We start from the raw sequence: 23544 nt of genomic DNA, 5'->3' as shown, positions 1-23544 counted from the left end.
CGTCACGAAAACGGAGCAGGTCGCATGCATATCATCATGCTCGACAACGACACCGATTTCGACGGCTGGCGCAAAGCCGCGCGGCGATTGGCGGTGAATGACGTGACACCATCCGACGTCACCTGGACGGTGCGCGGTGAGGCGGAATTATTCGCAGGCCCTTGCGCGAACGACCTGCCCGATATGCCGCATGCGACGTTCAACGTCTCCGCCAGATTCATCGATCTGGCCAGGACCGCGATCCTGCATCGCGATCGCGAACGCTTCGCTTTGCTCTATCGCCTCGTCTGGCGGCTGCGCAGCCATCATGATCTGCTCAACGCCACGACCGATCCCGAAGTCGGCGAGATCCACGCGATGGCGCGCGCGGTCTATCGCGACATCGACAGGATGCATGCGCAGCTCCGCTTCCGCGAGATCGGCCGCGAGCAGAAGGCGCATTACGTCGCCTGGTTCGAGCCCGAGCATCACATCGTCGAGGTCGCCGTCCCCTTCTTCGCGAGCCGCTACGCCGACATGCCGTGGTCGATCCTGACCCCCGACGTCTGCGCGCATTGGGACGGGCACGCGATCTCCTTCACATCGGGCATCGATCAATCCGAAGTGCCGACCGAGGACCGGCTCGAGGACGCCTGGCGACGGCATTACAGCGGCATCTTCAATCCGGCGCGGCTGAAGGTGATGGAGATGCCGCAGGCCTATTGGAGGAACCTGCCCGCGGGCTCGATCATTAGGCCCCTGATCGAAGACGCGATGCGGATGACGAGCGGCGCCTTCGTCGAGCGCAGGACGAGCGAACAGCGCAAGCCCGAGAGACGGCAGGACACGCCGATGGCCCGCAAGCAAGCCCGCGATACGATCGCCGCCTTGCGCGACGAGGCCAAGGATTGCCGCGCCTGCCCACTGTGGAAGGATGCGACCCAGACCGTGTTCGGCGCAGGGCCGCAAGACGCATCCATCATGCTGGTCGGCGAACAGCCCGGCGACAAGGAAGACCTCGCCGGCAAGCCGTTCATCGGCCCGGCCGGGCAGATGCTCGATCGTGCGCTGGAGGAGGCCGGCATCGACCGCCGCAAGGTCTACGTCACCAATGCCGTCAAGCATTTCAAGTTCGTGCCGCGCGGCAAGATCCGGCTGCACCAGAAGCCGGGCACGCCGGAAATCCGCGCCTGCCGGCAGTGGTACGAGCGCGAGCTCGCCGCCATCAAGCCGGAGCTCGTGGTGGCGCTGGGCGCGACCGCGGCGCAAAGCGTGCTCGGCAAGATCACGCCGATCAACAGGAACCGCGGCCGCCTGATCGAGCATGACGACACCAGGGTGCTGGTGACCGTGCATCCGTCCTATCTGCTGCGACTGCCGGACGAAGATGCCAAGGCCCGGGAATACCAGCGCTTCGTCGACGATCTGAAGATCGCGGCCGCAAGGTTGGGGCAATGTACGGATGCTACCTGAGCCTCGCGGATCTACAGAAACTCGGGAACCGCACATTGATGTGAAACAGTTGATCGCGCGGAGAAACACCTACAACCTTTAATTGACATGTGTTATAGTCGCAGTCTTCGCAGGCATTGGGCGTCATGTTCACGCCATGACGTGCCCTGAGGTCAGCGCGCTGCGCGGTTCAATTAGCCCCGACCGCGCGGCGCGCGACCTCGCATTGTTGTTTGCCGACGCGCCACTGCTTCAGCTTCCCGGGATACGCCATGCGCGAAACGCTGCACTGCGTGCGGTACATGGCGCGTCGCGCCAGACACCTGTGATCCGACAACATTAGATAGATTCCAATGAGAAGCGTTGTGCCTGACCGCACATAACGCGGCACACGCTCAACTGCTTGCTGCACCTGCTCAATGTAACGTTGAGACTGTCATCTAACCTTCAAGTCCCTCGGTCAAAAATGCCACCGGCTGGCATGGTATTTGAGGGGCGTCAGAATGACCGATATTACACTCAATTCATCGATAGCCGAGGGAGCGCCGATACAGCCGGCGTCGCGGCCCAATCTCGACAAGGGTTTCAACCCGCTCACGATGATCCTCTTCTTCGGCATCCTCGCCGCGGGACTGCTCTACGTCGCCTACAGCATCTATTCCGACGTCGATGCGACCGGCGCCAAGGTCACGGCCTACCTGCCCTACATCCTGCTGCTCGTCGCGCTCCTGATCGCGCTCGGCTTCGAGTTCGTCAACGGCTTCCACGACACCGCCAACGCGGTCGCGACCGTGATCTACACCCACTCGCTGCCCGCGGAAGCCGCCGTGATGTGGTCCGGCCTGTTCAACTTCCTCGGCGTCCTGACCTCGACCGGCGCAGTGGCGTTCGGCATCGTCTCGCTGCTGCCGGTGGAGTTGATCCTACAGGTCGGCTCCAGCGCCGGCTTCGCCATGGTGTTCGCGCTGTTGATCGCCGCGATCCTGTGGAATCTCGGCACCTGGTATTTCGGCCTGCCGGCCTCCTCCTCGCATACGCTGATCGGCTCGATCATCGGCGTCGGCGTGGCGAACGCACTGATGCGCGGCCGCGACGGCACCTCGGGCGTGGACTGGGGCAAGGCCACCGAGATCGGCTACGCGCTCTTGCTCTCGCCGGTGGTCGGCTTCGCCTGCGCCGCCGTGCTGCTGTTGCTGCTCAAGACCGTCGTCAAGAACCCGGCGCTCTACGCCGCGCCTGAAGGCAACAAGGCGCCGACGCTCTGGATCCGCGGCCTCCTGATCCTGACCTGCACCGGCGTCAGCTTCGCCCACGGCTCGAACGACGGCCAGAAGGGCATGGGCCTGATCATGCTGATCCTGATCGGCACCGTGCCGACGGCCTATGCGCTCAACCGCGCGCTGCCGGAATCCCAGGTGGCGCAGTTCCAGAAGACCTCGGAGGCGGCCTCCAGGGTGGTCGCCGCCAAGGGCGCCGGCCACAACATCATCGGCGATCCGCGCCCCGCGGTGACGCAGTACATCACCTCGCACCACATCAGCGAAGGCACCTATCCGTCGCTCTCGGTGCTGGTGAAGGACGTCGGCGACCAGGTGCAAAAGTACGGCTCGCTCAACAGGGTGCCCGCGGAATCCGTCGGCAACACCCGTAACGATATGTACCTGACGTCGGAAGCGATCCGCTTCCTGATGAAGGACAAGGAAAACGACCTCAGCAAGGAAGAGGTCGCGACCTTGAACGCCTACAAGGCCTCGCTCGACAGCGCGACCAAATTCATCCCGACCTGGGTGAAGGTCGCGGTCGCGATTGCGCTCGGCCTCGGCACCATGATCGGCTGGAAGCGCATCGTCATCACCGTCGGCGAGAAGATCGGCAAGACCCACCTCACCTACGCGCAGGGAGCGTCCGCGGAGCTCGTCGCCGCCGGCACGATCTTCGCCGCGGATACCTTCGGCCTGCCGGTCTCGACCACCCACGTGCTGTCATCCGGCGTCGCCGGCGCGATGTCGGCAAACGGCTCCGGGCTCCAGGTCGCCACCATCAGGAACATGGTGATGGCCTGGGTGCTGACGCTGCCCGCCGCGATCCTGCTGTCGGGCACGCTCTACGTGATCTTCTCGCGCGTGTTCTGATCCACGAGGCCGATAGCGGCTATTGAGAAAGGCCCGCCGATGCGCGGGCCTTTTGCTTTTTGGATGATACCGTCATTGCGAGGAGCTCGCGACAAAATTGCAAAGCAATTTTGCGCTGAAGCGACGAAGCAATCCATGCCTCCGCAAGCGGTGAAATGGATTGCTTCGCTTCGCTCGCAATGACGACGGAGAGGCCGTAACACCTCACGCCGCGTAGCTCTTCGTCACCTCGGCAATCAGGCCGCGCGCCCATTTGTGCAGGCCGGATTTCGCGGTCCGTGCGCTCCAGTACATGTCGATCGAGATCGGCACGCGGAACGGCAGGGCCGCGACATGCAGGCGGCTGCGCATGGTGCGCGCCAGGTGGTGCGGGATGGTCGCGACGAGACGCGTGCCGGACATGATGCGCTCGAGGCTGTCATGGTTGGGCAGCGACACCGCCGGCTCGAGCACGATGTCCCGCGCCTTGAGGTGATCGAGATAGAGCGGCTGCCATTCCCCGCTATGGGTGACGAAGACATGCTCGGCCCTGCAATAGGCCGACAGCGTGACCTTGCCGCGCGCGAGCGGATGGGTGCGGTCCATGACGCAGACATAATGATCGGTGAGGATGTGGCGGCGATAGACACTCTCGCCGACGATCCCGACCGGACCCAGCACGATATCGCACTGGTTCTGCTTAAGGTGGAGATGGCCATGCCCCGCCGCATCGAGCAGGGTTAGCCGCACGCGCGGTGCACGAGCGCGCAATCGCGCGCTGAGCTGCGGGATCAAGGTCTGGCGTTCGTAATAGTTGCAGGAGATCGTCACGGACCCTTGCGCGGTGGCCGGATCGAACTCCGCGGGCGAGGCCAGCCCCTCGATCTCTCCGATCATCTCCCGCGCCCATACCACCAGCGCCGCGCAGCGTTCGGTTGGGCTGACGCCATTGCCCTGGCGGACGAACAGCGGGTCGCCGAGGACAGCGCGCAGCCGTTCGATGGCGTAGCTGATCGTCGACTGGTTGACGTCGAGCCGCTTCGCCGCCGCCGAAAACGACCGCAGGTCGTACACGAGCACGAGCGTCCGCAACGTCCCGATGTCGATCGGGTCGATCGGCGAATTCACCGTCACGCACCGCCTCCCAGATGGCCAAGCGGTCGTCAGGCTAGCACAAGGTCATGCAGGAATTCGATAGGCTGTATCAGACCCATCGAATTGACCCATCCGAATCCGCTGGCTAGCCTCCCCAAAAATGCCCCGGGAGGACAATGATGACCAGCACTGTGCCCGTCGTCACCGACATCTCGTATCAGGATCTGCTCGACGACCCCTATCCGGCGTTTCGCCGCCTCCGCGAGACCGCATCTGCTGTGTATGTGGAAGCCGCCAAGCTGACGCTGGTGACGCGCTTCGACGACATCACGCGGATCGAGCGCGATCCCGCGACCTATTCGGCCGACAATCCGGTTTCGCTCGTCAACAGGGTGATGGGGCCGACCTTCATGCGCAAGGACGGCGCCGAGCACGCGGTCGGTCGCAAGGCGATCGAGCCGTCGTTCCGGCCGGGCACGATCAAGGAATACTGGACGCCGAAATTCACCGCGATCTGCGAACGGCTGATCGACGACCTCAAGGATGCGTGCGAAGCGGAGCTGTTCGGCGCGCTCGCCGCGCCGATGGCCTCGCTCTGCCTGATGGAGATGATCGGCTTTCGCGAGATGCCGTGGCAGACGCTGGCGGAGTGGTCGCAGGCGCTGATCGACGGCGCCGGCAATTATGCAGCCGACGCCGAGATCGAGCGGAAGGCGATGCAGGCATCCGCCGACGTCGATACCGCGATCGAAGCGGTGCTCGATCATCATCGCGCCAATCCCAATCCCTCGATCCTGTCCTCCATGGTGCACGCCGACCCGCCGATGCCGACTGAGGGCATCCGCGCCAATGTCAAGGTGATCATCGGCGGCGGCCTTAACGAGCCTCGCGACGCGATCCTGACGCTGGTGCTCGGCCTCCTGGAAAATCCGGCGCAACGGGCGAGCGTCATAGCAAACCCGGAGCTGTGGCCGGCCGCGTTCGAGGAGGCGGTGCGCTGGATCTCGCCGATCGGCATGTATCCGCGTCGCGCCGCGCGCGACGTCGAGCTCTCCGGCGTGCGGCTTCCGGAAAACCTTCAGATCGGGCTCTGCGTTGGCGCCGCGAACCGCGACGGCAAGCGCTTCGCTGATCCTGACCGGTTCGACCTGCTCCGGCCCAAGCAATCGCATTTGGCGTTCGGCGCCGGACCGCATTTCTGCGCCGGCACCTGGGTGTCACGGTTGACGGTTGGCAAGATCGTGGCGCCGATGCTGTTCGAACGCCTCCGCAATCTCCGCCTCCGCGACGACGCCGTGCCGGTGTTGCGCGGCTGGGTGTTTCGCGGGCCGATCTCGCTGCCGGTCCAGTGGGATGCCTGAACAACACACCTCGCAGGCGCGCGGTGCCGCCTGCGCAACACCTTAAGATTGTAGAATCCGCCTTCACGTGCTTACAATGGATGCCGATCCATGGCTTGCCGGGACACACCCGACGCGAAAGCCGCATTTTAGGATCGGATCTCTATTGCAGGGCGCATTTCATGACGAGCATATCCGAAGCCGACGTCACGACAGCTCCGAAAGCAGGACAAAACTGCGGCCCCTTCACGGTCTATGCCCGAAACAAGACTAACGAGGCCATGGATGTAGAGGCCGGCGACGTCTGGTCGTTCAGTGCCAAAGGCCGCTGGACGGATTGGTTCATCGCGTGCGGACCCGAGGGCTATCGCAATTTCCTGGCCGACATCCTACAGATCGAGCCCCGCGTCGCCGGCCAGAACCTGTTTTGTCTCTGCGGTGAGGTCACGGACAAGGACGGGACCGAAAGCTTCGCGATCGGCCGCGGATGCACATACACCTTCAAAAAATCGGGCAGGCTCAACCTGTTCGCCAACGACCTGCCGCGCATGTACTGGAACAACGACGGCGACGTCACCGTGAATGTCGAACGCGGCGGCGTAGCGCCGGGTCCCGACACCGATGCGGCGGATCCCACCGATCTCATCGGGTGGTGGCAGTTCATCCACGGCACCGTGGAAAAGACGAGAGGCGTGGGCACGCTTGCGATCCTCGTGCTTGGCGCCTGCCTGATCCTCGCCTTGCTGCCGCAAGGTGTCGACCTCGTGCGCGCGGTCGGCGACGACTCGCTCGACGCGCCGAAGCATCAGCTGATCGCTTTCGTCCTCGGCCTCCTGTTCCTCGGCATCCAGTCGTGGCTCTGGCCGCGCGTGGTGATCAATTTCAACTACGGGATGAATCGGAGCAAGTGGAAGCCGAAACGCCTGCTCGAATGGGGCCCTAGGGTGCTTGGCGTCGCACCCTTCGTTCTGGTCCTGTTCGCGATGCGCAACACCCTTCTTACAAATCCCGGCCTGCCGATCATCCTGATCCTGTCCGCGTTGGGCTTCCTCGTGCTTCTGATCAAGCGCGAGGACTGGACCAAGGGCCTTCGCGCAGCCGATGGGCGATCGCGTTTCGCGCCATGGTGGATTGCCCTATGCCTGCTGCTTGCACCCGGACTGATGGCATATACGAGCTTCACGCCGGTCGCGTTCGGGCACGCGCTCGGCGCGCCGGCCGTCGTCTTCATCGGGCTCGGCCTGATCATCCCGCCGATGATCATCGCGATTCAGAGCGGAAGCGGATTGCGATTGCCGATCGTCGGCGGCACGCTGCTGGCGGCGGTCGTGTTCAGCTGGTGGATGGACAATCACGAGGTCGGCCGCCGCGCATTCGGACGCGGGCCGGCACCGATGACCAGCGTCGCGCGACCGGACCTTGCCGCGGCCTACAAAATCTGGCGATCCAAGCAGGGTGACCCGAAGGGTGGCGCGCTTCCAATCGTGCTGGTGGCCTCCGAGGGCGGCGCGTCGCGCGCCGGCGACTGGACCGCCGAGGTCTTGGGCGCGCTCCACCAGCAAAGCGGCGGCAAGCTGGCCTCGAGCCTGTTTGCGATCAGCTCGGTCTCAGGTGGAAGCGTCGGTGCAGTCGGCTACTCTGCCCTGTTGCACGCCGCGCCTGCGCTCGCGCCGGACAAATTCGCCCTGGTGCTGCCCGCGTTCACCGGCCAGGATGCGCTGAGCCCGACGCTGACGAGCATGCTGTTCTCCGACCTGCTGCAGCGCTTCGTGCCATTCCCGGTACTGCCCGACCGCGCCGAAGCGCTCGAACGGGCCTGGGAGACGGGATGGAATGCGACCTGCCCGCCCGAGGGCAAGGAAGGCTGCGCCGACCTGATGCAGAAGGCTTTCCTCACGCTCAGCCCGCGGCAGGACAAGCCGTGGCTTCCGATCCTGATCGTCAATGGGGCAAGCGAGGAAACCGGCCGGCGCATCCTGACCAGCACGGTCGATCTTGGCGGTGCCATCGATGCCGACGACTTCCACACCATCGTGCAGCGCGACGTCCGGATTTCAACGGCGATCAGCAATGGCGCCCGCTTCCCCTGGATCAGCCCGGCCGGAACGCTGAAGCAGCAGGGCAAGCGGCAGGGACACCTGCTCGATGGCGGCTATTTCGACGCCGCGGGCGTCGCGACGATCGGCGAACTCGCCCAGGCCATTGCCGGCGTAGCGGGGACCGAACGTCTCCACTTTATTTTTGTGTTCATCGGCTACGACGGAGCCACCGAACCGTCACGGCCGCCAGGTCAGCAACCCACGCAACAATCGCTTCCGTCGGCAGGCGCGCCCGCAAAGCCCATGCCCCCATCAACCGAACCGCCGAGGACTCAGAGCGACGGCGCCCGGCTGCTCAACGAAGTGCTGGCTCCCCTGATCGGACTATTCGCGAGCCGCACCGCGCACGCGGCGCACATCATGCATGTGTTCCACAATGCGACGGCGCCGACCGGCGCAACCGCAGAGATCGTGCCGCTGATGCTCTGCCAGACCGAGGACTTCGAACCCCCGATGGACTGGGCCCTTTCCGACGCGGCACGCAAGTTCATTCACGGCGCGCTCGGCTCGAATGGAAAGCTTCCCTGCGCCAGCGCCAATGCCGAAGCGCTAAGGAAGATCAGCGGCCTGATCACGAAATGAGGCGAGCTGCCCGGCGATCAGGCCGCATGTTCGAGCGCTTGCGCAATCTGCGCCTCCGCGACGACGCGGCGCCAGTGCTGCGCGGCCGGCTGTTCCGCGGCCCAGTCTCGCTGCCAGTCAGGTGGGATGGCTAACGAGCGTTTTGCTTCTGTCGACGACTTCACCGTCGTTGCGAGGCGCGAAGCGACGTCGCATGCGCACTCGGCACAAAAAAGCCCGCGCGGCAACATGACGGCCGCGCGGTCCAAGTCTAGGGAGGAAACGCCCAATCCGAGACAAATCGGCGGAGCCGACTTGCTCTGAGGGCCGCGATAGCGCGAGGCGCTGTCGCATCCTCGATATAGGAACGAAAAAGCTTCGCGCAATGCCGCGAGGCGCTGTGTTTCGGGCCGCGCCGCCAGCGACGGCGGAGGAAGATCACGCCGCCAGCGAGTTCTCCACCAGCTTGATCCAGTACGAGGTGCCGTGGACGATCGCCTCGTCGTTGAAATTATAGGCGGGGTGATGCAGGCCGGCGCTGTCGCCATTGCCACAGAAGATGAAGGCGCCGGGCCGCGCCTCGAGCATGTAGGCGAAATCTTCCGCGCCCATCAACGGCGGCATCTCGTGCACATTGGTGTTGCCCGCGACCTCCCGCGCGACCCGCGTCGCGAATTCGGTCTGGGTCTCGTGGTTGACGGTGACGGGATAGCCGCGCTCATAGGTGAGGTCGATTTTCGCGCCGGTGACCTTGGCGATGCCCTCGACCACCTCACGCACGCGCTTCTCGACGAGATCGCGGACCTCTTTCGTCAACGTGCGCACGGTGCCGCGCAATTCCGCGGTCTGCGGGATCACGTTGCGGGCGTTGCCGGCGTGGAACTCGCACATCGAGATCACGGCGGAATCGAGCGGATCGATGGTGCGCGAGACGATCTGCTGCAGCGCGGTGATGAGCTGCGCACCGACCAGCACAGAATCGATGCATTTGTGCGGCCGCGCGGCGTGGCCGCCGAGGCCCTCGATCTTGATGTCGATCGCATCCGTCGCCGCCATGATCGGACCGGTGCGGATCGCGAACGAACCGATCGGGATGCCCGGGCCGTTGTGCATGCCGTAGACCTGCTCGATGCCGAAACGGTCCATCAGGCCGTCCTTGATCATGGCAGCCGCGCCCGCGCCGCCCTCCTCGGCCGGCTGGAAGATCACCACCGCGTCGCCGGCGAAATTGCGGGTCTCGGCGAGGTAGCGCGCCGCGCCGAGCAGCATCGCGGTGTGGCCGTCATGGCCGCAGGCGTGCATCTTGCCCGGGGTCTTCGAGGAATAAGGCAGGTTGGTTTCCTCGTGGATCGGCAGCGCATCCATGTCGGCGCGCAAGCCGATCACCTTGAGATCGCCCTTGGCAGCCCCCTTCTTGCCCTTGATGACGCCGACCACGCCGGTCTTGCCGAGGCCGGTCACGACCTCGTCGCAGCCGAACTCCCGCAAGCGATCCGCCACGAATGATGCAGTGCGGTGCACATCGTACAGCAATTCGGGATTTTCGTGGATGCTGCGACGCCAGGCCTGGATATGGGGTTGCAGATCGGCGACGCGGTTGACGATGGGCATGGGAGTTCTGGCCTCAAGGGTTGGACTGCGAAAGCCTGTCTAGCATGCAAGGGCCGGTCCACCCAACAGGGCCTGGCATGCCTCAGGCTGGACCCGGCGGCGCAACAAACGCAGGGCAAATCGACCGCAGATTGCGAAGCGCGCGCGCTGCGCTGCAACCCGAAGCGGACTAGCCCGACGTGATCATCTGGCTGCGAATTTCCTGCGCGGTACGCCGGAGCGGCAGCAGGTATTTCTTGCGCGCGCCGGCCTCGCTGACAGTACCCGAAATGGTGTTGACGCTGAGCGCCGCGACCACCGCGCCGGCTGGATCGCGCAATGGCACCGCAATGCCGCAGATCGCGGGGTCAAGCTCACCGTCGACCCAGGCATAGCCCTCGCTCTCGACCCGCGTCAGCAACTCGCCAAGCTGCCTGGGATCGATGACCGTGCGCGGCGTGACCGGCTTGAACGTGCCGGCGGCGAGATAGGCGTCGCGCGCGTCCGATGGCAACGCCGCGAGCAGCACGCGCCCGAGCGAGACCAGATGCGCCGACAGGCGGCTGCCGACGCCGAGATTGGCCGAGAGAATGCGGCGCGCCGGCAGCCGCAGCGCATAGACGATCTCGTCCTCGTCCAGCACAGCCATCGCGCAGGACTCCCCGACCTCGTTGCGCAGATTCTCCAGCGCGCGTTGCGCATGCGCCCACCATGGCAGCGCGTTCAGATAGGACAGGCCGAGCCCGAGCGCACGCGGCCGCAGGCTGAAATAGCGGCCGTCAGAGGCGCAATATTTCAACGCCACCAGCGTCGCCAGGATGCGGCGCGCGGTGGCGCGGTTGAGACCTGCAATATCGGCGGCTTCCGCCAGCGTATGCCGCCCCGGCGGCTTGCCGAGCGCCTCGATGATGGAGAAGCCGCGCGCGATCGCGCGCACGAAGCCGTCGCTCTCCTTGCTCACGACACGGCTCCCTTGCCCATGACGCAACGCTTCGCGCTTGTCAGGTGTCCCCGACCGCGCTAGCGTCAGTTCACATAGCGAATGAATTGTTCGCCTGGCGAACTGATAGCAGGAGGATCCACGATGGCGCAAGCAGAAAGTTCTGCGGCCGGCGCGTTCGAAACCGATTTCTGGAAGGACGCGAAGCTGCGCAAGGTCTGGGACGAGATCGTCCCCGGCGAGCCGCGCAAGACGCTGCCCTACAAGCTGACCTTCGAGGCGATCGCGCTGTATTGCCGCGCGGTCGGCGAGACCAATCCGCTCTACCTCGACGAGGCGGCCGCCAAGGCGGGGCCGTATGGCGGGCTGATCGCACCGCCCGCGATCCACATTCTCCTGATGTTCGCCTGCACGCCCGCCGACGACTGGATGCGCTCGCCCGGCACCGTCAATGCCGGACAGTCCTGGAGCTACAACATCCCTGCCCGTCCCGGCGACACCATCACCTTGCAGGCCCGCGCGCTCGACAAGTTCATCAAGCGCGATCGCCTGTTCGTGGTGCACGACAACGTCTTCTTCAACCAGCATGGCGACGTGATCTGCTCGGGTCGCGGCCAGACCATCCGCCCGATGTGAGGAGAGCGACATGACCACGCTGACATTCGAAGGGCTCAAGGCCGGCGACACGATCGACGGACCCGCATTCGCGGTCTCGCGCGAATCCATCCGCCTGTTCTGCGATGCCTCGCTCGACTACAACCCGCTGCATCTCGACGACGACTACATGAAGGGCGATTTCGGCAAGACCAATTTCGGCGGCATCATCATGCATGGCATGAACAATTTCGGCCTGATCACGCGCATGCTGACCGACTGGGCGACGCCGGCGGGCGCGATCCATCGGCGGCTGGAGACGCGCTGGCTGAAGCCGGTGAAGCCAGGCGACACCATCCGCCCGGCCGGCACGATCAAGGCCAAGCAGGTCACCGCCAAATCGCGATGGGTCGTGGTCGACGTAACAGTGCAGAACCAGCGCGGCGAAACGGTCGCGGCCGGCGAAGCGATGCTGGAGTTTCCGCCAGGCCCGGCGCCTCGGCCGGGCTTGTCACGTCCTGCGGCGTCTGACTAATAGACGTGAAACAGGAATGACGACCGGGACAACGAGGACATGCCGCGAAGGCTCGAGGGTGATTTCGACTATATCGTCGTCGGCGCGGGCACGGCCGGCTGCATCATGGCCAACCGCCTGTCGGCCGATCCGAGCAAGCGCGTGCTGCTGCTGGAGGCCGGCGGCAACGACAACTGGATCTGGTTTCACATCCCGGTCGGCTACCTCTTCGCGATCGGCAATCCGCGCTCGGACTGGATGTTCAAGACCGAGGCCGAGCCGGGGCTGAACGGCCGCGCGCTGAGCTATCCCCGCGGAAAGGTGATCGGCGGCTCGTCGGCGATCAACGCCATGATCTCGATGCGCGGACAGGCCGCGGATTACGACCATTGGCGGCAGCTTGGCCTGACCGGGTGGAGCTACAGCGACGTGCTGCCGGTGTTCAAGCGGCTGGAGGATCACTTCCTCGGCGCCAGCGAGCATCATGGTGTCGGCGGCGGCTGGCGCATCGAGGCGCCGCGGCTGTCCTGGGAGGTGCTCGACGCGGTCGGCGATGCCGCCGAGGAGATGGGCATCAAGCGCATTCCGGACTTCAACACCGGCGACAATGAAGGCACGAGCTACTTCCACGTCAACCAGAAGCGCGGCCGGCGCTGGTCGTCGGCGCGCGGCTTCCTCAAGCCGGTGCTGAACCGCAGCAACCTCAGGCTGGAAACCAACGTGCTGGTCGACCGCCTGATCATCGAGAGCGGCCGCGCCACCGGCGTCCGCTTCCGGCAGGGCAATGAAGAGGTCGAGGCGCGCACACGCGGCGAGGTGATCCTGTGCGCCGGCTCGATCGGATCAACCCAGGTGCTGCACCGCTCCGGCATCGGCCCGTCGGAATGGCTGTCGCCGCTCGGCATCGAGATCGTGCTCGACCGCCAGGGCATCGGCCGCAATCTGCAGGACCATCTGCAGCAGCGTGCGATCTACAAGGTCTCCGGCGTACGCACGCTGAACGAGACCTATTACAATTTGTTCCGCCGCGGCCTGATGGGGCTCGACTACGTGTTCCGCCGCCGCGGTCCGCTGACCATGGCGCCGTCGCAGCTCGGCATCTTCACACGCTCGGATTCCACAAGGTCGCGCGCCAACATCCAGTTCCACGTGCAGCCGCTGTCGCTCGACAAGTTCGGCGATCCCCTGCATCGCTTTCCCGCGATCACGGTGAGCGCCTGCAATCTGCAGCCGACCTCGCGCGGCACGGTGCGCCTCCGCTCGGCGGCGATCGACGACAAGCCGTCGATCGCGCCGAATTATCTGTCGACCGACGACGACCGCCAGGTCGCGGCGGACGCGATCCGCACCACGCGGCGGCTGATGAAGCAGCACGCGCTCGCCAAATATCGTCCCGAGGAATTTTTGCCCGGCCCCTCCGTCGGCGACGACGACGCGTCGCTGGCGAAAGCCGCCGGCGATATCGGCACCACGATCTTCCATCCCGTCGGCACCGCGAAGATGGGAACGGCCAATGACCGAATGGCCGTCGTCGACGAGCGGCTGCGCTTCTACGGCCTCGACGGCCTGCGCATCGCGGACGCCTCCGTCATGCCGACCATCACCTCCGGCAATACCAACACGCCGACCGCGATGATCGCCGACAAGGGTGCGGCGATGATTGTGCAGGACGCGCGCTGATCGACCGATGACGCAACCGCAACGAATCGTCGTTGGCGACGCAAGCGAGGCCATCGCGCTGGCGCGATGGGGCGAGCCCGGCTCGGGGAAACCGCCGGCCCTGCTGCTGCACGGCACCGGCTTCGTCGCCGAGGTCTGGACCGAGGTGGCGGCAGCGCTTGCGTCCGACTACACGGTGTACGCGCTCGATCGCCGCGGCCACGGCTTGAGCCACAAGCCGCCTGCCGATCGGTATCACTTCCAGGATTTCGCCGAGGACCTCGCCATGGTCATCGCGCGCCTCGATCTCGACGGCATCTTCGGCATCGGGCACAGCGCCGGCGCCACCGACCTGCTGCTGGCCGCCAAGCTGATGCCCGGACGCTTCTCGCGCCTGTTCGTGATGGAGCCGACCGTGATGGATCCGCACAACCTGCGCACCGGTGTCGCCTTGAGCGACCTCGCGAGGGGATCGGTCGAGGGGGTGCTGCGCCGCCAGGCCGAATTCGACAGCGCGGACGCCCTGTTCCGGCGGCTTCGCGCCGCGTCCGCCTTCGCGCCATGGACCGAAGCGGCGCTCTGGGCCTATGTCCGGCACGGCTTCGCCGTCCTCGACAATGGCCGCGTGCGGCTCCACTGCACGCCGGAGATCGAATCCGCGTTGCTGCTGCCGATCTTCCAGGCGATGGAGCAGATCTATGTCGGCGACGGACGCGGCAATCCGTTTCCCTGGTTGTCCGACATCACCTGCCCCGTCCGCATCGCGACCGCCGAGCTATCCTGGCCCGCCTACAAGGTCATGGCCGACCGCGCCGCGGCGCTGATCCCGCATGCCAGCCGGTGGACGTTTGATCGTGTCGGGCATTGCGTGGCGCAAGAGGCACCGGGGCAGCTGCTCGCGGCGCTCAAGGCATTCGCCACTGGAGGGCTGGCTCCGTCGCCGTAGCCAAGCGGCGAGGCACCGGTGGAGGAAAAATGCCGTCCCCTTGCGGGGACGGCGGAAGCTACTCACGCAGTACTGGAACCAATTAGTGGTGGCCGTGGTGCTCGGCGTGGTGCCGGCTGGCCTCGGTGTGGTGATGCTGGGCGTGGCTGGCATGGCCATGGGCGCTGTGGGCGTGATGCGCCGCCTTCTCGTGATCGCCCGCCTCGTGGTGCTTGGCGGCTTCGCGGTGATGCCGCGCCGCGTGCTCGTGATGCTCGGCCGCCTTATTGTAATGCTCAACGCCTGCGTGGTCGCTCATGTCGATCTCCCCTGTGGCGAATGAAGTCTGGCATGCTTACGCAGGACCGCTGACACTATGCTGACGGTTGCAAGACACCTTTGTTGCGGCCGTTCATATTCGGCCGGCGCGGGCGCGCAGCTCCCTCCCGATGTCCCGAGAGGCGCGCGCGATCCGGGAAATTCCCGCCGATCACGAAATCGTCATCCCGCAGTGCCGCATTGCCTGGGCGGCCGGGAATAAACCCTCAGCCCCGCCGATCACGTCCCCGGAAACCCAATCCCTGGGCCCCACGGGAGACATGCCATGAGCGGACACGATCACGACCACCACGACGAAGAGAAGGGCGTCAGCCGACGCAAGGTGCTGGAATGCATGACCTGGGCCGGCACCGGCGTGCTCTGGACGATCACGGGCGGCGTGCCGCATTCGCTCGGCATCGTCGGCGAGGCCGCGGCCGCCGAGCAGGCTGCCGGCATGACCTTCCTGCAGATCAGCGACAGCCATGTCGGCTTCGACAAGCCGGCCAATCCGAACGCCAAGGGCACGCTGGAGGAGGCCATCAACAAGGTCCGCGCGATGCAGACCAAGCCGTCCTTCATGATCCACACCGGTGACATCACGCACCTGTCGAAGGCCGTCGAATTCGACGACGCCGACCGCATCATCTCGCAGGCCAAGCTCGACGTGCACTACGTGCCGGGCGAGCACGACATTATCGACGAGGAAGTCAAGCTCTACAAGGAGCGCTATGGCAAGGGCACCAGGGGCCCGGGCTACTATGCCTTCGACGCCGGCGGCGTCCACTTCGTGGGCCTCGTCAACGTCGTCGACCTCAAGGGCGGCGGCCTCGGCAATCTCGGCAACGAACAGCTGGAATGGCTGGAGAACGACCTCAAGGGCCGCTCGAAATCCACCCCGATCGTGCTGTTCGCCCATATCCCGCTGTGGACGGTCTATCCGCAATGGGGCTGGGGCACCGAGGACGGCGCACGTGCGCTCGAATATGTGAAGGGCTTCGGCTCGGTCACCGTGCTCAACGGCCACATCCACCAGGTGATGCAGAAGGTCGAGGGCAACGTCACGTTCCACACCGCGCGCTCCACCGCCTTCCCGCAGCCGGCACCGGGCACAGCCCCCTCGCCCGGCCCGATGAAGGTCGAGGACGCCAAGCTCCGCAGCATGCTCGGCGTCGCCAGCATCAACTTCAAGCAGGGCACTGAGCGCCTTGCCATTATCGACACGCCGCTGCAGGGCTAACGGAAGGACAACAAGAGCGATGAGTTCGATCAATCGACGCGACTTCGGTATCGCCGTGGTCGCCACCATGCTGCTGCCCGTCACCGCCGCCCGCGCCGAGGACCTCGAGATACATATCGACAACTTCGCGTTCACTCCGGCGCAACTCGCGGTGAAGGTCGGCACCACGGTGACCTGGATGAACCGCGACGACATCCCGCATACCGTGGTGTGCGGGGGCAAGTTCAGGTCGAAGACGCTCGATACCGACGACAAGTTCTCGTTCACCTTCACGGCGGCCGGCGAATACAAGTATTTTTGTTCGCTGCACCCCCACATGACAGGCAGTGTCAAGGTTGAGTAACGTGTCCAACCAAGGCATTACGACCATGCCCGGCCGGTGGCCCGCCGCCCCCGGCCGGGCGCGAACGTCTTCTGCAGCTGCCGAGCGAACCACGATGGCCGTCAAAGCGTCGGACGATGACCCCGAGAAGGCACGGCGCTTTCGCGAAGCCGCGCTGCCTTATCTCGACGATGCCTACACGCTGGCCCGCTATCTGCTGCGCGACGCTGCCGACGCCGAGGACGCGGTGCAGGAATGTTTCCTGCGCGCATACAAGCACTTCGACAGCTACCGGGGTCCGGCGATGAAGCCGTGGCTGTTCGCGATCCTGCGCAATGTCTGCCGCGCCGAATATGCCCGCCGCGCGACCGCGCCGATCACCGCGGTCGACGACGTGCCCGAAAGTGCCGACCGGACGCCGATGTGGAACGAGACTCCCGACACGCCGGAAACGCAGCTGCTGCGCCGCTTCGATGGCGACACCGTGCGCAAGCTGATCGCGGCGCTCGCCGAGCCGTTCCGCGAGACCTTCGTGCTCAGGGAAATCCAGAATCTTTCATACCGCGAGATCGCCGATGTCGCCGCGGTGCCCGTGGGCACTGTGATGTCCCGCCTCGCGCGCGCCCGCGCCATGCTGCGATCGGCCTGGCTTGCGGAACAGGAGCAAGCGAAATGACATGCGAGGAAGCTGAAGTGCTGCTTCACGCGCTGATCGACGGCGAACTCGACGCCGGCCATGCACGCGACGTGGAAGCCCATATCGCCGGCTGCGCGCACTGCGCGGCGCTGGCAAGGGACTATCGCGAGATCAGCCAGGCGATGGCCGGCGCCAATCTGCGCTACAAGGCGCCGCTCGAGCTGCGCCACCGCATCGAGAAGGCGTTGCCGAAACCGCAAGTGGCGGCGCCAAGCCGGCGCTCCGTGCTGCGCGGCTTCGCGCTGGGTTCGGCGGTGTCGGCCATGGCCGCGACCGGCCTGTTCGCGATCGTGCTGCGCAATGACGACGAGCAGCGGATCCAGTCCGAGATCGTCTCGGCGCACCTGCGCTCGCTGCAGGCCGGCCATCTCACCGACGTCATCTCCACCGACCAGCACACGGTGAAACCGTGGTTCAACGGCAAGCTCGACGTTTCGCCGCCGGTGATCGATCTGACGGCGCAGGGCTTCACGCTGATCGGCGGCCGGCTCGACTATGTCGATACGCGCGCGATCGGCGCCGTGGTCTATCGACGGCGCCAGCACGTCATCAATCTGTTCGTGGCGCAGACCGCGAGCACCGAGCATCGCAACGTGAAGTCGGAAACCCTTCAGGGCTTCAACATCCACCGCTGGAGCGAGCGCGGATTGAATTATTGGGCGATCAGCGATCTTGGGAAGGACGAGCTCGCCGAGTTCTGCCAGAAGTTCGAGGCGGCGATGCAGGCGCGCAAGGAGGGGTAAACGCTTGTGTCGTCCGGCTCGGGCCGCCGTCATTGCGAGAAGCGTTGGCGACGAAGCAATCGATACCTCCGCTTGCCCCGCTGTTGATTGCTTCGCAGAGCCTACCAACGGGTGATACGTGGCCCGTTGCTTCGCAATGACGGCGGCAGATTGTAGGGCCGACTGGCCAAAGCCGCAACATCAAGGCGGTCTGCCACCTGCCTGCCGAATAGCGGGAGATCGTCTGCCTCGACCGGGGCGAACGCTTCGATTACTACGCCGACTTCCGCACCGCGTTGTCGACCAGCGTCTTGCCGAGCGACCAGATCGCGCCGGGGACCTTGTGGCTGCCGGCGATCACCTCGTCGAACGCCTTTTCGATCCAGTTGCAGTCCTCTTCGGTGATCACGAGCGGCGGAAGCAGCTTGATGGTATGGCTGCCGTGGCCGGCGACCTGGGTCAGGATCTTGTGGTCCTTGAACAGCGGCACGGTGATGAGTTGGCAGAACAGCCCCTTGTTCGCGGTCTCCAGCAGGTTCCACGAGGCCTTCAGGCGCAGCGACTTCGGCGGGCCGAACTCGACGCCGATCATCAGCCCCTTGCCGCGGACCTCCTTCATCAGCTCGTAGCCCGGCACCATGCGCGTCAGTGCCAAACGGAGCTCGGCGCCGCGCTTGGCGGCCTGCTCGACCAGCTTCTCGGCCTTGATGACGTCGAGCGTGGCGATGCCGGCGGCCATCGCGAGATCGTTCTTGGCGAAGGTCGAGCCGTGCACGACCGCCCGATCCATCTGGTTGAAGATCTTGTCGAAGATGTTCTTGCGCGTCAGCAGCGCGCCGATCGGCACGTGGCCGCCGGACAGCGCCTTCGCAAGCAGCACCATGTCGGGCTCGATGCCCCAATGCTCGATCGCCAGGAACTTGCCGGTGCGGCCGATGCCGGTCTGAATCTCGTCGGCGATGAACAGCGTGCCGTATTTGCGGCACAGCGCCAGCGCGCCGGGCAGGAATTCGTCGGTGGGCATGTTGACGCCCTTGCCCTGGATCGGCTCGACGATGAACGCGCCGACCTGCCTGGACGACAAAGCTTTCTCGAGCGCGTCGAGATCGTTGAACGGAACGGGCGTGCAACCCGGCAGCAGCGGCTCGAAACCGCTGCGGAAGTTGGCGTCGTCGGTCAGCGACAGCGCACCATAGGACAGGCCATGGAAGGAATGCGTGCAATAGACGATGCCGGGGCGACCGGTCGCGCCACGCGCGAACTTGATCGCGGCCTCGACGGTCTCGGCGCCGGAATTGGCGAAGAACACCTTGTCCAGATATGGCACATGTTCCAGCAGGCGTTCCGCGAGCACGCCGGCGAGCGTGGAGACGTCGAGCTGGACAAGGTTGGGCAGATCGGCGTCGAGCACGCTCTTCAGCGCGTTGCGCAGCGTCGGATGATTCCGGCCAATCGCAAAAACGCCAAATCCGCTCAATAGATCAAGATAGCGAGCCCCCTGACGATCGAAAAGGTATTGGCCTTGCCCCTTCTGAAAGCCGACGTCGTAACCGATGGTCTTGAGAACGCGAACAAGCTGCTCATTGAGGTGGCGCGTGTGCATGGCACCGCGCTGCCCCTCGCGCTCCACAAAAATCTCGGAAACGTCTAGATTGGAACTTAGCATTCGTTACATACGTCGGTTGATGGCCATGTCGTCAACATAAAACGCTCGACAGCGGCGTTTTGACCCCCGCTCGGATCATCTACTTAAGCACAGGTTCGGACCATGTTGCACTGCCCAAAGACTTTCGCGCGTACAATAGGCTTTTCAGGTTTATTTTTGGCCACCGTATTATCACCGGCATTGGCTTTGGACCCGACGGGGGACTGGAAGGTCGCGGACGGCGTCGCCACCATCCGCGTCGCCCAATGTAATGGCAGCATGTGGGGTGCCGTCGCCTGGGAAAAAACCCCCGGCGGCAAAGATAAAAACAATCCCGATCCGGCGAAGCAGACCCGGCCGACACTCGGCATGCCGATCCTGATCGACATGAAGAAGCAGCCGGGCGTCGATGCCTGGGAGGGTCAGGTCTACAACGCCAAGGACGGACAGCTCTACAGCTCGACCATCAAGCCGGTCGGCGCCGACCAGCTCGAAATCCAGGGCTGCGTCCTGGGCTTCCTGTGCGGCGGCGAGACCTGGACGCGCGTCGGCCCGCCGATTCCGACAAGCCCTGCCAACGCCGCGGCCAAGGGCCCCGCGCCCAAATCGTCGGCAACAACGCCGCCTCCGCCTCCGGCGCCGCCGAAGACCACCGGTGCGGTCCCGCCGCCCGCCTCGACCAAGCCCGGCCAGAAGCAGGCGGCCGTCGCGCCGGCAGCTTCAGGTGACGTCGTTGGCGATATCTGTGTCCTTCCCGATATCGCGCGGTTTGCCCATTAGGGCGGGCTGGAACAGCAACACGGCCGCAAGCGTGGTCACGAGCGAGAGCGCAAGCAGCTTGCCCATGCTCGCGGTACCGGGATGACTTGACAGCCACAGGCTGCCGAAGGCTGTCGCCGTCGTCAGCGCGCTGAAAAAGATCGCGCGCGTCAGGCTCGACTGCAGCAGGTTCGTTCTGCCCTGCCGCCACGCGGTGACATAATAGATCTTGAAGGCGACGCCGACGCCGAGCAGCAGCGGCAAAGCGACGATGTTGGCGAAGTTGAGCGGCAGGCCGATCAACACGCAGATCTCGAGCGTAACGATACCCGCGACCAGGAGCGGAACCAGCGTCAGCAGCACATCGGTGATCCGCCGCAGCGTCAGCCACAACAGCAGGCTGATCGCCACCAGCGCCAGGATGCCGGCGTGGATGAAGGCCTTCACGACAGTGTCGCCGGACTTCAGGATCGAGACCGGTCCGCCGATCGCGGTCGGCTCGGCCGCAAGCACGGCGTCGGCGAATCGACGCAGATTGTCGTTATCGTTGGGGTCGCCCTTGGGCAGCGCCTCGACGCGCATCAGGCCGTCCTTCGCCTTCCAGCTTGCCACCAGCTCCGGCGGCAAGGTCTTCAGCGTAACGGTCTGGGCCTGCAGCGTGTTCTTGAGCTGATCGAACACGATCTTCAGCGGCGCGACGAAGATCGCCTGCGCCTTGTCGCGGGTCGCCTTACTCGAATCGGCAAGCTTCTGCAGAGCATCGGCAAGCCGGCGCGCCGCGACGGCGCCCGGCCCCTTGCCGTCGCCCGCGGTCTTGCGCAGGCTCTCGACCGAGCTCTTCAGCGCCTCGACGTTCTCCTCGTCCGACGGCGAGGGATCGACCGTATCAGGGTTGAGCGCGGGACCGAGCACCTTTGCCGCCTGCGCGATCAGCTTCAGCTTGGCGGGCTGATCCTGTGGCACGAAGCTGTCGAGCGACATCACTCGCAGCACCTCAGGCACCTTCTCGAGCTTCGCCTCGATCTTCTTGGCGTCGGCGTCCGAGCGCGTCATCACGTTGATGGCGTTGGCGCCGGTGTTGGGATCCTTGCGCAGGTCGAGGAAGGTCGCGATCGACTCGACCCTGGCGTTGCGCAGGTTGATCGGGTTGAAGTCGAACTTCATGTAGGAGAGCAGCGGCAGGCCTGCGATCGACACCAGGATGGTGCCGACGATAATCGGGATGCGGTGCCGCTCGAGGAATTCATCGACCGGCGCGAGGAAGGCGTAGCCGACCGGCTCCTTCTCGCCGGCCGGATGCAGCAGGTCGAGCAGCGCCGGCAGCACCGTGATGCTGGTGATGAACGCGATCAGCATGCCGGCGCCGGCGATCTTGCCGAGCTCGGAGATGCCCTTGTAGTCGGTCGGCAGGAAGCAGAGGAAGCCGGCTGCGGTCGCCATCGCCGCGAGCGACAGCGGCACCGCCGAGCGGCGCGCCGCGTTCTCCAGCGCGAGCGTCACATTGTCGTTCTTGAAGCGCTCGGAGCGGTAGCGGACGCTGAACTGGATGCCGAAGTCGACGCCGAGGCCGACGAACAGCACGGCAAAGGCGATCGAGAGCAGGTTGAGCGACCCCACCATCATCAGCCCGACCGCCGTGGTGATCGCAAGACCGATGAACAGGTTCACGAACACCGCGAGGATGATCTTGCCGGAGTGCAGCGCCATCCAGAGGATGACCAGCACGATCAGCACGGTGCCGACGCCGTTGACGATCGCGCCATCCTGGACGGTGGCGTATTCCTCGTTGGCGATCGGGACCGGCCCGGTGAGCCGGACGCGCGCGTGATACTCGGCCGGGAACTTCAGCTCGGCCGCCGCCTGCCGGATCGCGTCGGTGGCGGCCTTGCCGGGCTCCAGCGCGGTATAGTCGATGATCGGCTTGACCTCGATAAAGGCGCGCTTGTCGGTATCGGTCAGCGGCTTGTCGCTGGTCAGCTCGCGCCAGGAGAAGGTGGCGGTGCCCTTCGCCAGGATGGTCTCGACGGTCTCGGAGATCAGGTTGAACGGACGCGCCGCGTTGTCGAGCTTGACCTGCCCGCGCTTGACGCCCGCAAGCCCGGTCTCGAGCGCACCGGTCAGCCCGCGAATCGAGGGATCGCCGGCCATGATCTCGACCAGGGGCGCCGCCGATTCGAGCTGGCCGGTGATCTTGCCGACCTCCTCGGTCGGCAGGAACAGGAGGCCATTCCGCTCGAAGAACTCGCCTGAACCGAGCGAGGTCACCGCCTCGAAGTTCTTCTTGTCCTGGACGAGCTTCGCGGCGAGCGCCTTCGCTGCCGAACTGGTCAGCTCCGGCGTCGGGGCCTCGACCACGGCCAGGATCATGCGCTCGCGGTCAAACGCTTTCTCGAATTGGTTGTCGCGCTTGCGCCAGTCCAGGTCGGGCGAGATCAGCTTGTTGATGTCGGTATTGATGGCGAAGTTACGGGCCGCGTAGACGCTGGCCCCGGCCGCTACAATCAGAGAGAGAACGACGACAGGAAGGGCAAACCGCGTACAGGTCCTAACAACCGAGACAACAATATTGGTCAGCACATCGTATCTTTCTAATCTCAGGGAAGCTTGGCCGAAAACGCCTGCTGTCTAGCGGAGTTCCCGGGGCCGATCTAATGTTGTTTTGGTTACTTTCTGCGGGCGGACGGCGAACAGTGCCAAACAGCACGAAACGGCAGTGAGGCGCCGGTATAAACCGCCTCAAAGGGCGATAAAGTGACGAACAAGTGAGAGAGACGGACAGTCGCAGAGGGCGATATTCTGTATTATAATACCACCAATCTCCTGCCCTTGAGATAGCGCACCTTTTCTAGGCGCTACGTTTTTGACACAAAGCCCTGTATTTCCATGCGCTTGGGACGCGGGAACTGTCATGGTGCGGATATTGCAGCTCACGTTGCAGTGTCCGGCCAAGTGGAGTGCGGCGCCAAAATAGCCGGAAGGGCA

At 64.8% G+C, this 23544-nt stretch carries 19 protein-coding genes; 13 read left to right on the top strand and 6 right to left on the bottom strand.

What is annotated here, in order from left to right; genetic code table 11:
* Nucleotides 1–24 precede the first annotated feature (24 nt).
* Nucleotides 25–1452, top strand: a complete 1428-nt coding sequence (locus tag ACFFWD_RS19120) for a UdgX family uracil-DNA binding protein (protein WP_376967887.1) — start codon at nucleotides 25–27, stop codon at nucleotides 1450–1452.
* A gap of 482 nt (nucleotides 1453–1934) precedes the next feature.
* The gene (locus ACFFWD_RS19115) at nucleotides 1935–3563 is read left to right on the top strand and encodes an inorganic phosphate transporter (protein WP_376967885.1); all 1629 of its coding nucleotides are present in this window, start codon (nucleotides 1935–1937) and stop codon (nucleotides 3561–3563) included.
* A gap of 204 nt (nucleotides 3564–3767) precedes the next feature.
* Here ACFFWD_RS19115 and ACFFWD_RS19110 read toward each other — a convergent pair whose 3' ends face one another.
* Nucleotides 3768–4676: a LysR family transcriptional regulator gene (locus ACFFWD_RS19110; RefSeq protein ID WP_376967882.1), complete on the bottom strand. Its 909-nt coding sequence runs from the start codon at nucleotides 4674–4676 to the stop codon at nucleotides 3768–3770.
* A gap of 140 nt (nucleotides 4677–4816) precedes the next feature.
* On the opposite strand from ACFFWD_RS19110, the gene ACFFWD_RS19105 reads away from it, so the two are divergent.
* Together ACFFWD_RS19105 and ACFFWD_RS19100 are read left to right on the top strand one after the other, a co-directional pair.
* Nucleotides 4817–5998, top strand: a complete 1182-nt coding sequence (locus tag ACFFWD_RS19105) for a cytochrome P450 (RefSeq protein WP_376967880.1) — start codon at nucleotides 4817–4819, stop codon at nucleotides 5996–5998.
* A 161-nt stretch (nucleotides 5999–6159) separates the two neighbouring features.
* A complete protein-coding gene (locus ACFFWD_RS19100; protein ID WP_376967876.1) occupies nucleotides 6160–8658 on the top strand; it encodes a hypothetical protein in 2499 nt (832 codons plus the stop codon).
* A 417-nt stretch (nucleotides 8659–9075) separates the two neighbouring features.
* On the opposite strand, the gene ACFFWD_RS19095 is transcribed toward ACFFWD_RS19100, so the two are convergent.
* Nucleotides 9076–10248 (bottom strand): M20 aminoacylase family protein, encoded by a 1173-nt coding sequence (locus tag ACFFWD_RS19095; RefSeq protein ID WP_376967873.1) that lies wholly within the window; start codon nucleotides 10246–10248, stop codon nucleotides 9076–9078.
* A 169-nt stretch (nucleotides 10249–10417) separates the two neighbouring features.
* Complete coding sequence (locus ACFFWD_RS19090; protein ID WP_376967870.1) at nucleotides 10418–11188, bottom strand: IclR family transcriptional regulator domain-containing protein; 771 nt, start codon at nucleotides 11186–11188, stop codon at nucleotides 10418–10420.
* A gap of 123 nt (nucleotides 11189–11311) precedes the next feature.
* On the opposite strand from ACFFWD_RS19090, the gene ACFFWD_RS19085 reads away from it, so the two are divergent.
* The 4 genes from ACFFWD_RS19085 to ACFFWD_RS19070 are packed head-to-tail and all read left to right on the top strand — an operon-like array spanning nucleotide 11312 to nucleotide 14880.
* Nucleotides 11312–11803, top strand: coding sequence for a MaoC family dehydratase (locus ACFFWD_RS19085; protein WP_376967868.1), 492 nt, complete (start codon nucleotides 11312–11314; stop codon nucleotides 11801–11803).
* Nucleotides 11804–11813: 10 nt separating this feature from the next.
* Nucleotides 11814–12296: a MaoC family dehydratase gene (locus ACFFWD_RS19080; RefSeq protein WP_376967864.1), complete on the top strand. Its 483-nt coding sequence runs from the start codon at nucleotides 11814–11816 to the stop codon at nucleotides 12294–12296.
* A 39-nt stretch (nucleotides 12297–12335) separates the two neighbouring features.
* Nucleotides 12336–13955, top strand: coding sequence for a GMC family oxidoreductase (locus tag ACFFWD_RS19075; protein ID WP_376967861.1), 1620 nt, complete (start codon nucleotides 12336–12338; stop codon nucleotides 13953–13955).
* Nucleotides 13956–13962: 7 nt separating this feature from the next.
* Nucleotides 13963–14880 (top strand): alpha/beta fold hydrolase, encoded by a 918-nt coding sequence (locus ACFFWD_RS19070; RefSeq protein WP_376967859.1) that lies wholly within the window; start codon nucleotides 13963–13965, stop codon nucleotides 14878–14880.
* Nucleotides 14881–14962: 82 nt separating this feature from the next.
* Here ACFFWD_RS19070 and ACFFWD_RS19065 read toward each other — a convergent pair whose 3' ends face one another.
* Nucleotides 14963–15178, bottom strand: a complete 216-nt coding sequence (locus tag ACFFWD_RS19065) for a hypothetical protein (protein ID WP_376967856.1) — start codon at nucleotides 15176–15178, stop codon at nucleotides 14963–14965.
* Between the two features lie 285 nt (nucleotides 15179–15463).
* Here ACFFWD_RS19065 and ACFFWD_RS19060 point away from each other — a divergent pair, with 285 nt between their 5' ends.
* From ACFFWD_RS19060 to ACFFWD_RS19045, 4 genes are all read left to right on the top strand, one after another.
* A complete protein-coding gene (locus tag ACFFWD_RS19060) occupies nucleotides 15464–16417 on the top strand; it encodes a metallophosphoesterase family protein (protein ID WP_376967853.1) in 954 nt (317 codons plus the stop codon).
* 19 nt (nucleotides 16418–16436) lie between these two features.
* On the top strand, nucleotides 16437–16760 hold the full coding sequence (locus tag ACFFWD_RS19055; protein ID WP_376967851.1) for a cupredoxin domain-containing protein: 324 nt from the start codon (nucleotides 16437–16439) through the stop codon (nucleotides 16758–16760).
* Nucleotides 16761–16854: 94 nt separating this feature from the next.
* Entirely contained in the window at nucleotides 16855–17415 is a 561-nt protein-coding gene (locus ACFFWD_RS19050) for a sigma-70 family RNA polymerase sigma factor (RefSeq protein WP_376967848.1), read from the top strand.
* Complete coding sequence (locus ACFFWD_RS19045) at nucleotides 17412–18179, top strand: anti-sigma factor family protein (protein WP_376967846.1); 768 nt, start codon at nucleotides 17412–17414, stop codon at nucleotides 18177–18179. The genes ACFFWD_RS19050 and ACFFWD_RS19045 overlap by 4 nt, the downstream gene beginning before the upstream one ends.
* Before the next feature lie 253 nt (nucleotides 18180–18432).
* Here ACFFWD_RS19045 and hpnO read toward each other — a convergent pair whose 3' ends face one another.
* Entirely contained in the window at nucleotides 18433–19824 is a 1392-nt protein-coding gene (hpnO, locus tag ACFFWD_RS19040) for an aminobacteriohopanetriol synthase HpnO (protein ID WP_376967844.1), read from the bottom strand.
* Between the two features lie 102 nt (nucleotides 19825–19926).
* Here hpnO and ACFFWD_RS19035 point away from each other — a divergent pair, with 102 nt between their 5' ends.
* A complete protein-coding gene (locus ACFFWD_RS19035; RefSeq protein WP_376967842.1) occupies nucleotides 19927–20583 on the top strand; it encodes a DUF2147 domain-containing protein in 657 nt (218 codons plus the stop codon).
* Here ACFFWD_RS19035 and hpnN read toward each other — a convergent pair.
* Nucleotides 20524–23139 carry a hopanoid transporter HpnN gene (gene hpnN, locus ACFFWD_RS19030; protein WP_376967839.1) on the bottom strand — a complete coding sequence of 872 codons (2616 nt, stop codon included), beginning with the start codon at nucleotides 23137–23139 and terminating at the stop codon, nucleotides 20524–20526. The genes ACFFWD_RS19035 and hpnN overlap by 60 nt on opposite strands.
* Between the last annotated feature and the right edge of the window lie 405 nt (nucleotides 23140–23544).

Source organism: Bradyrhizobium erythrophlei, assembly GCF_042430365.1.
Classification (GTDB): Bacteria; Pseudomonadota; Alphaproteobacteria; order Rhizobiales; family Xanthobacteraceae; genus Bradyrhizobium; species Bradyrhizobium erythrophlei.
The sequence above is the reverse complement of the archived record's forward strand: the minus strand, read 5'-3'. Positions and strand labels throughout refer to the sequence as shown.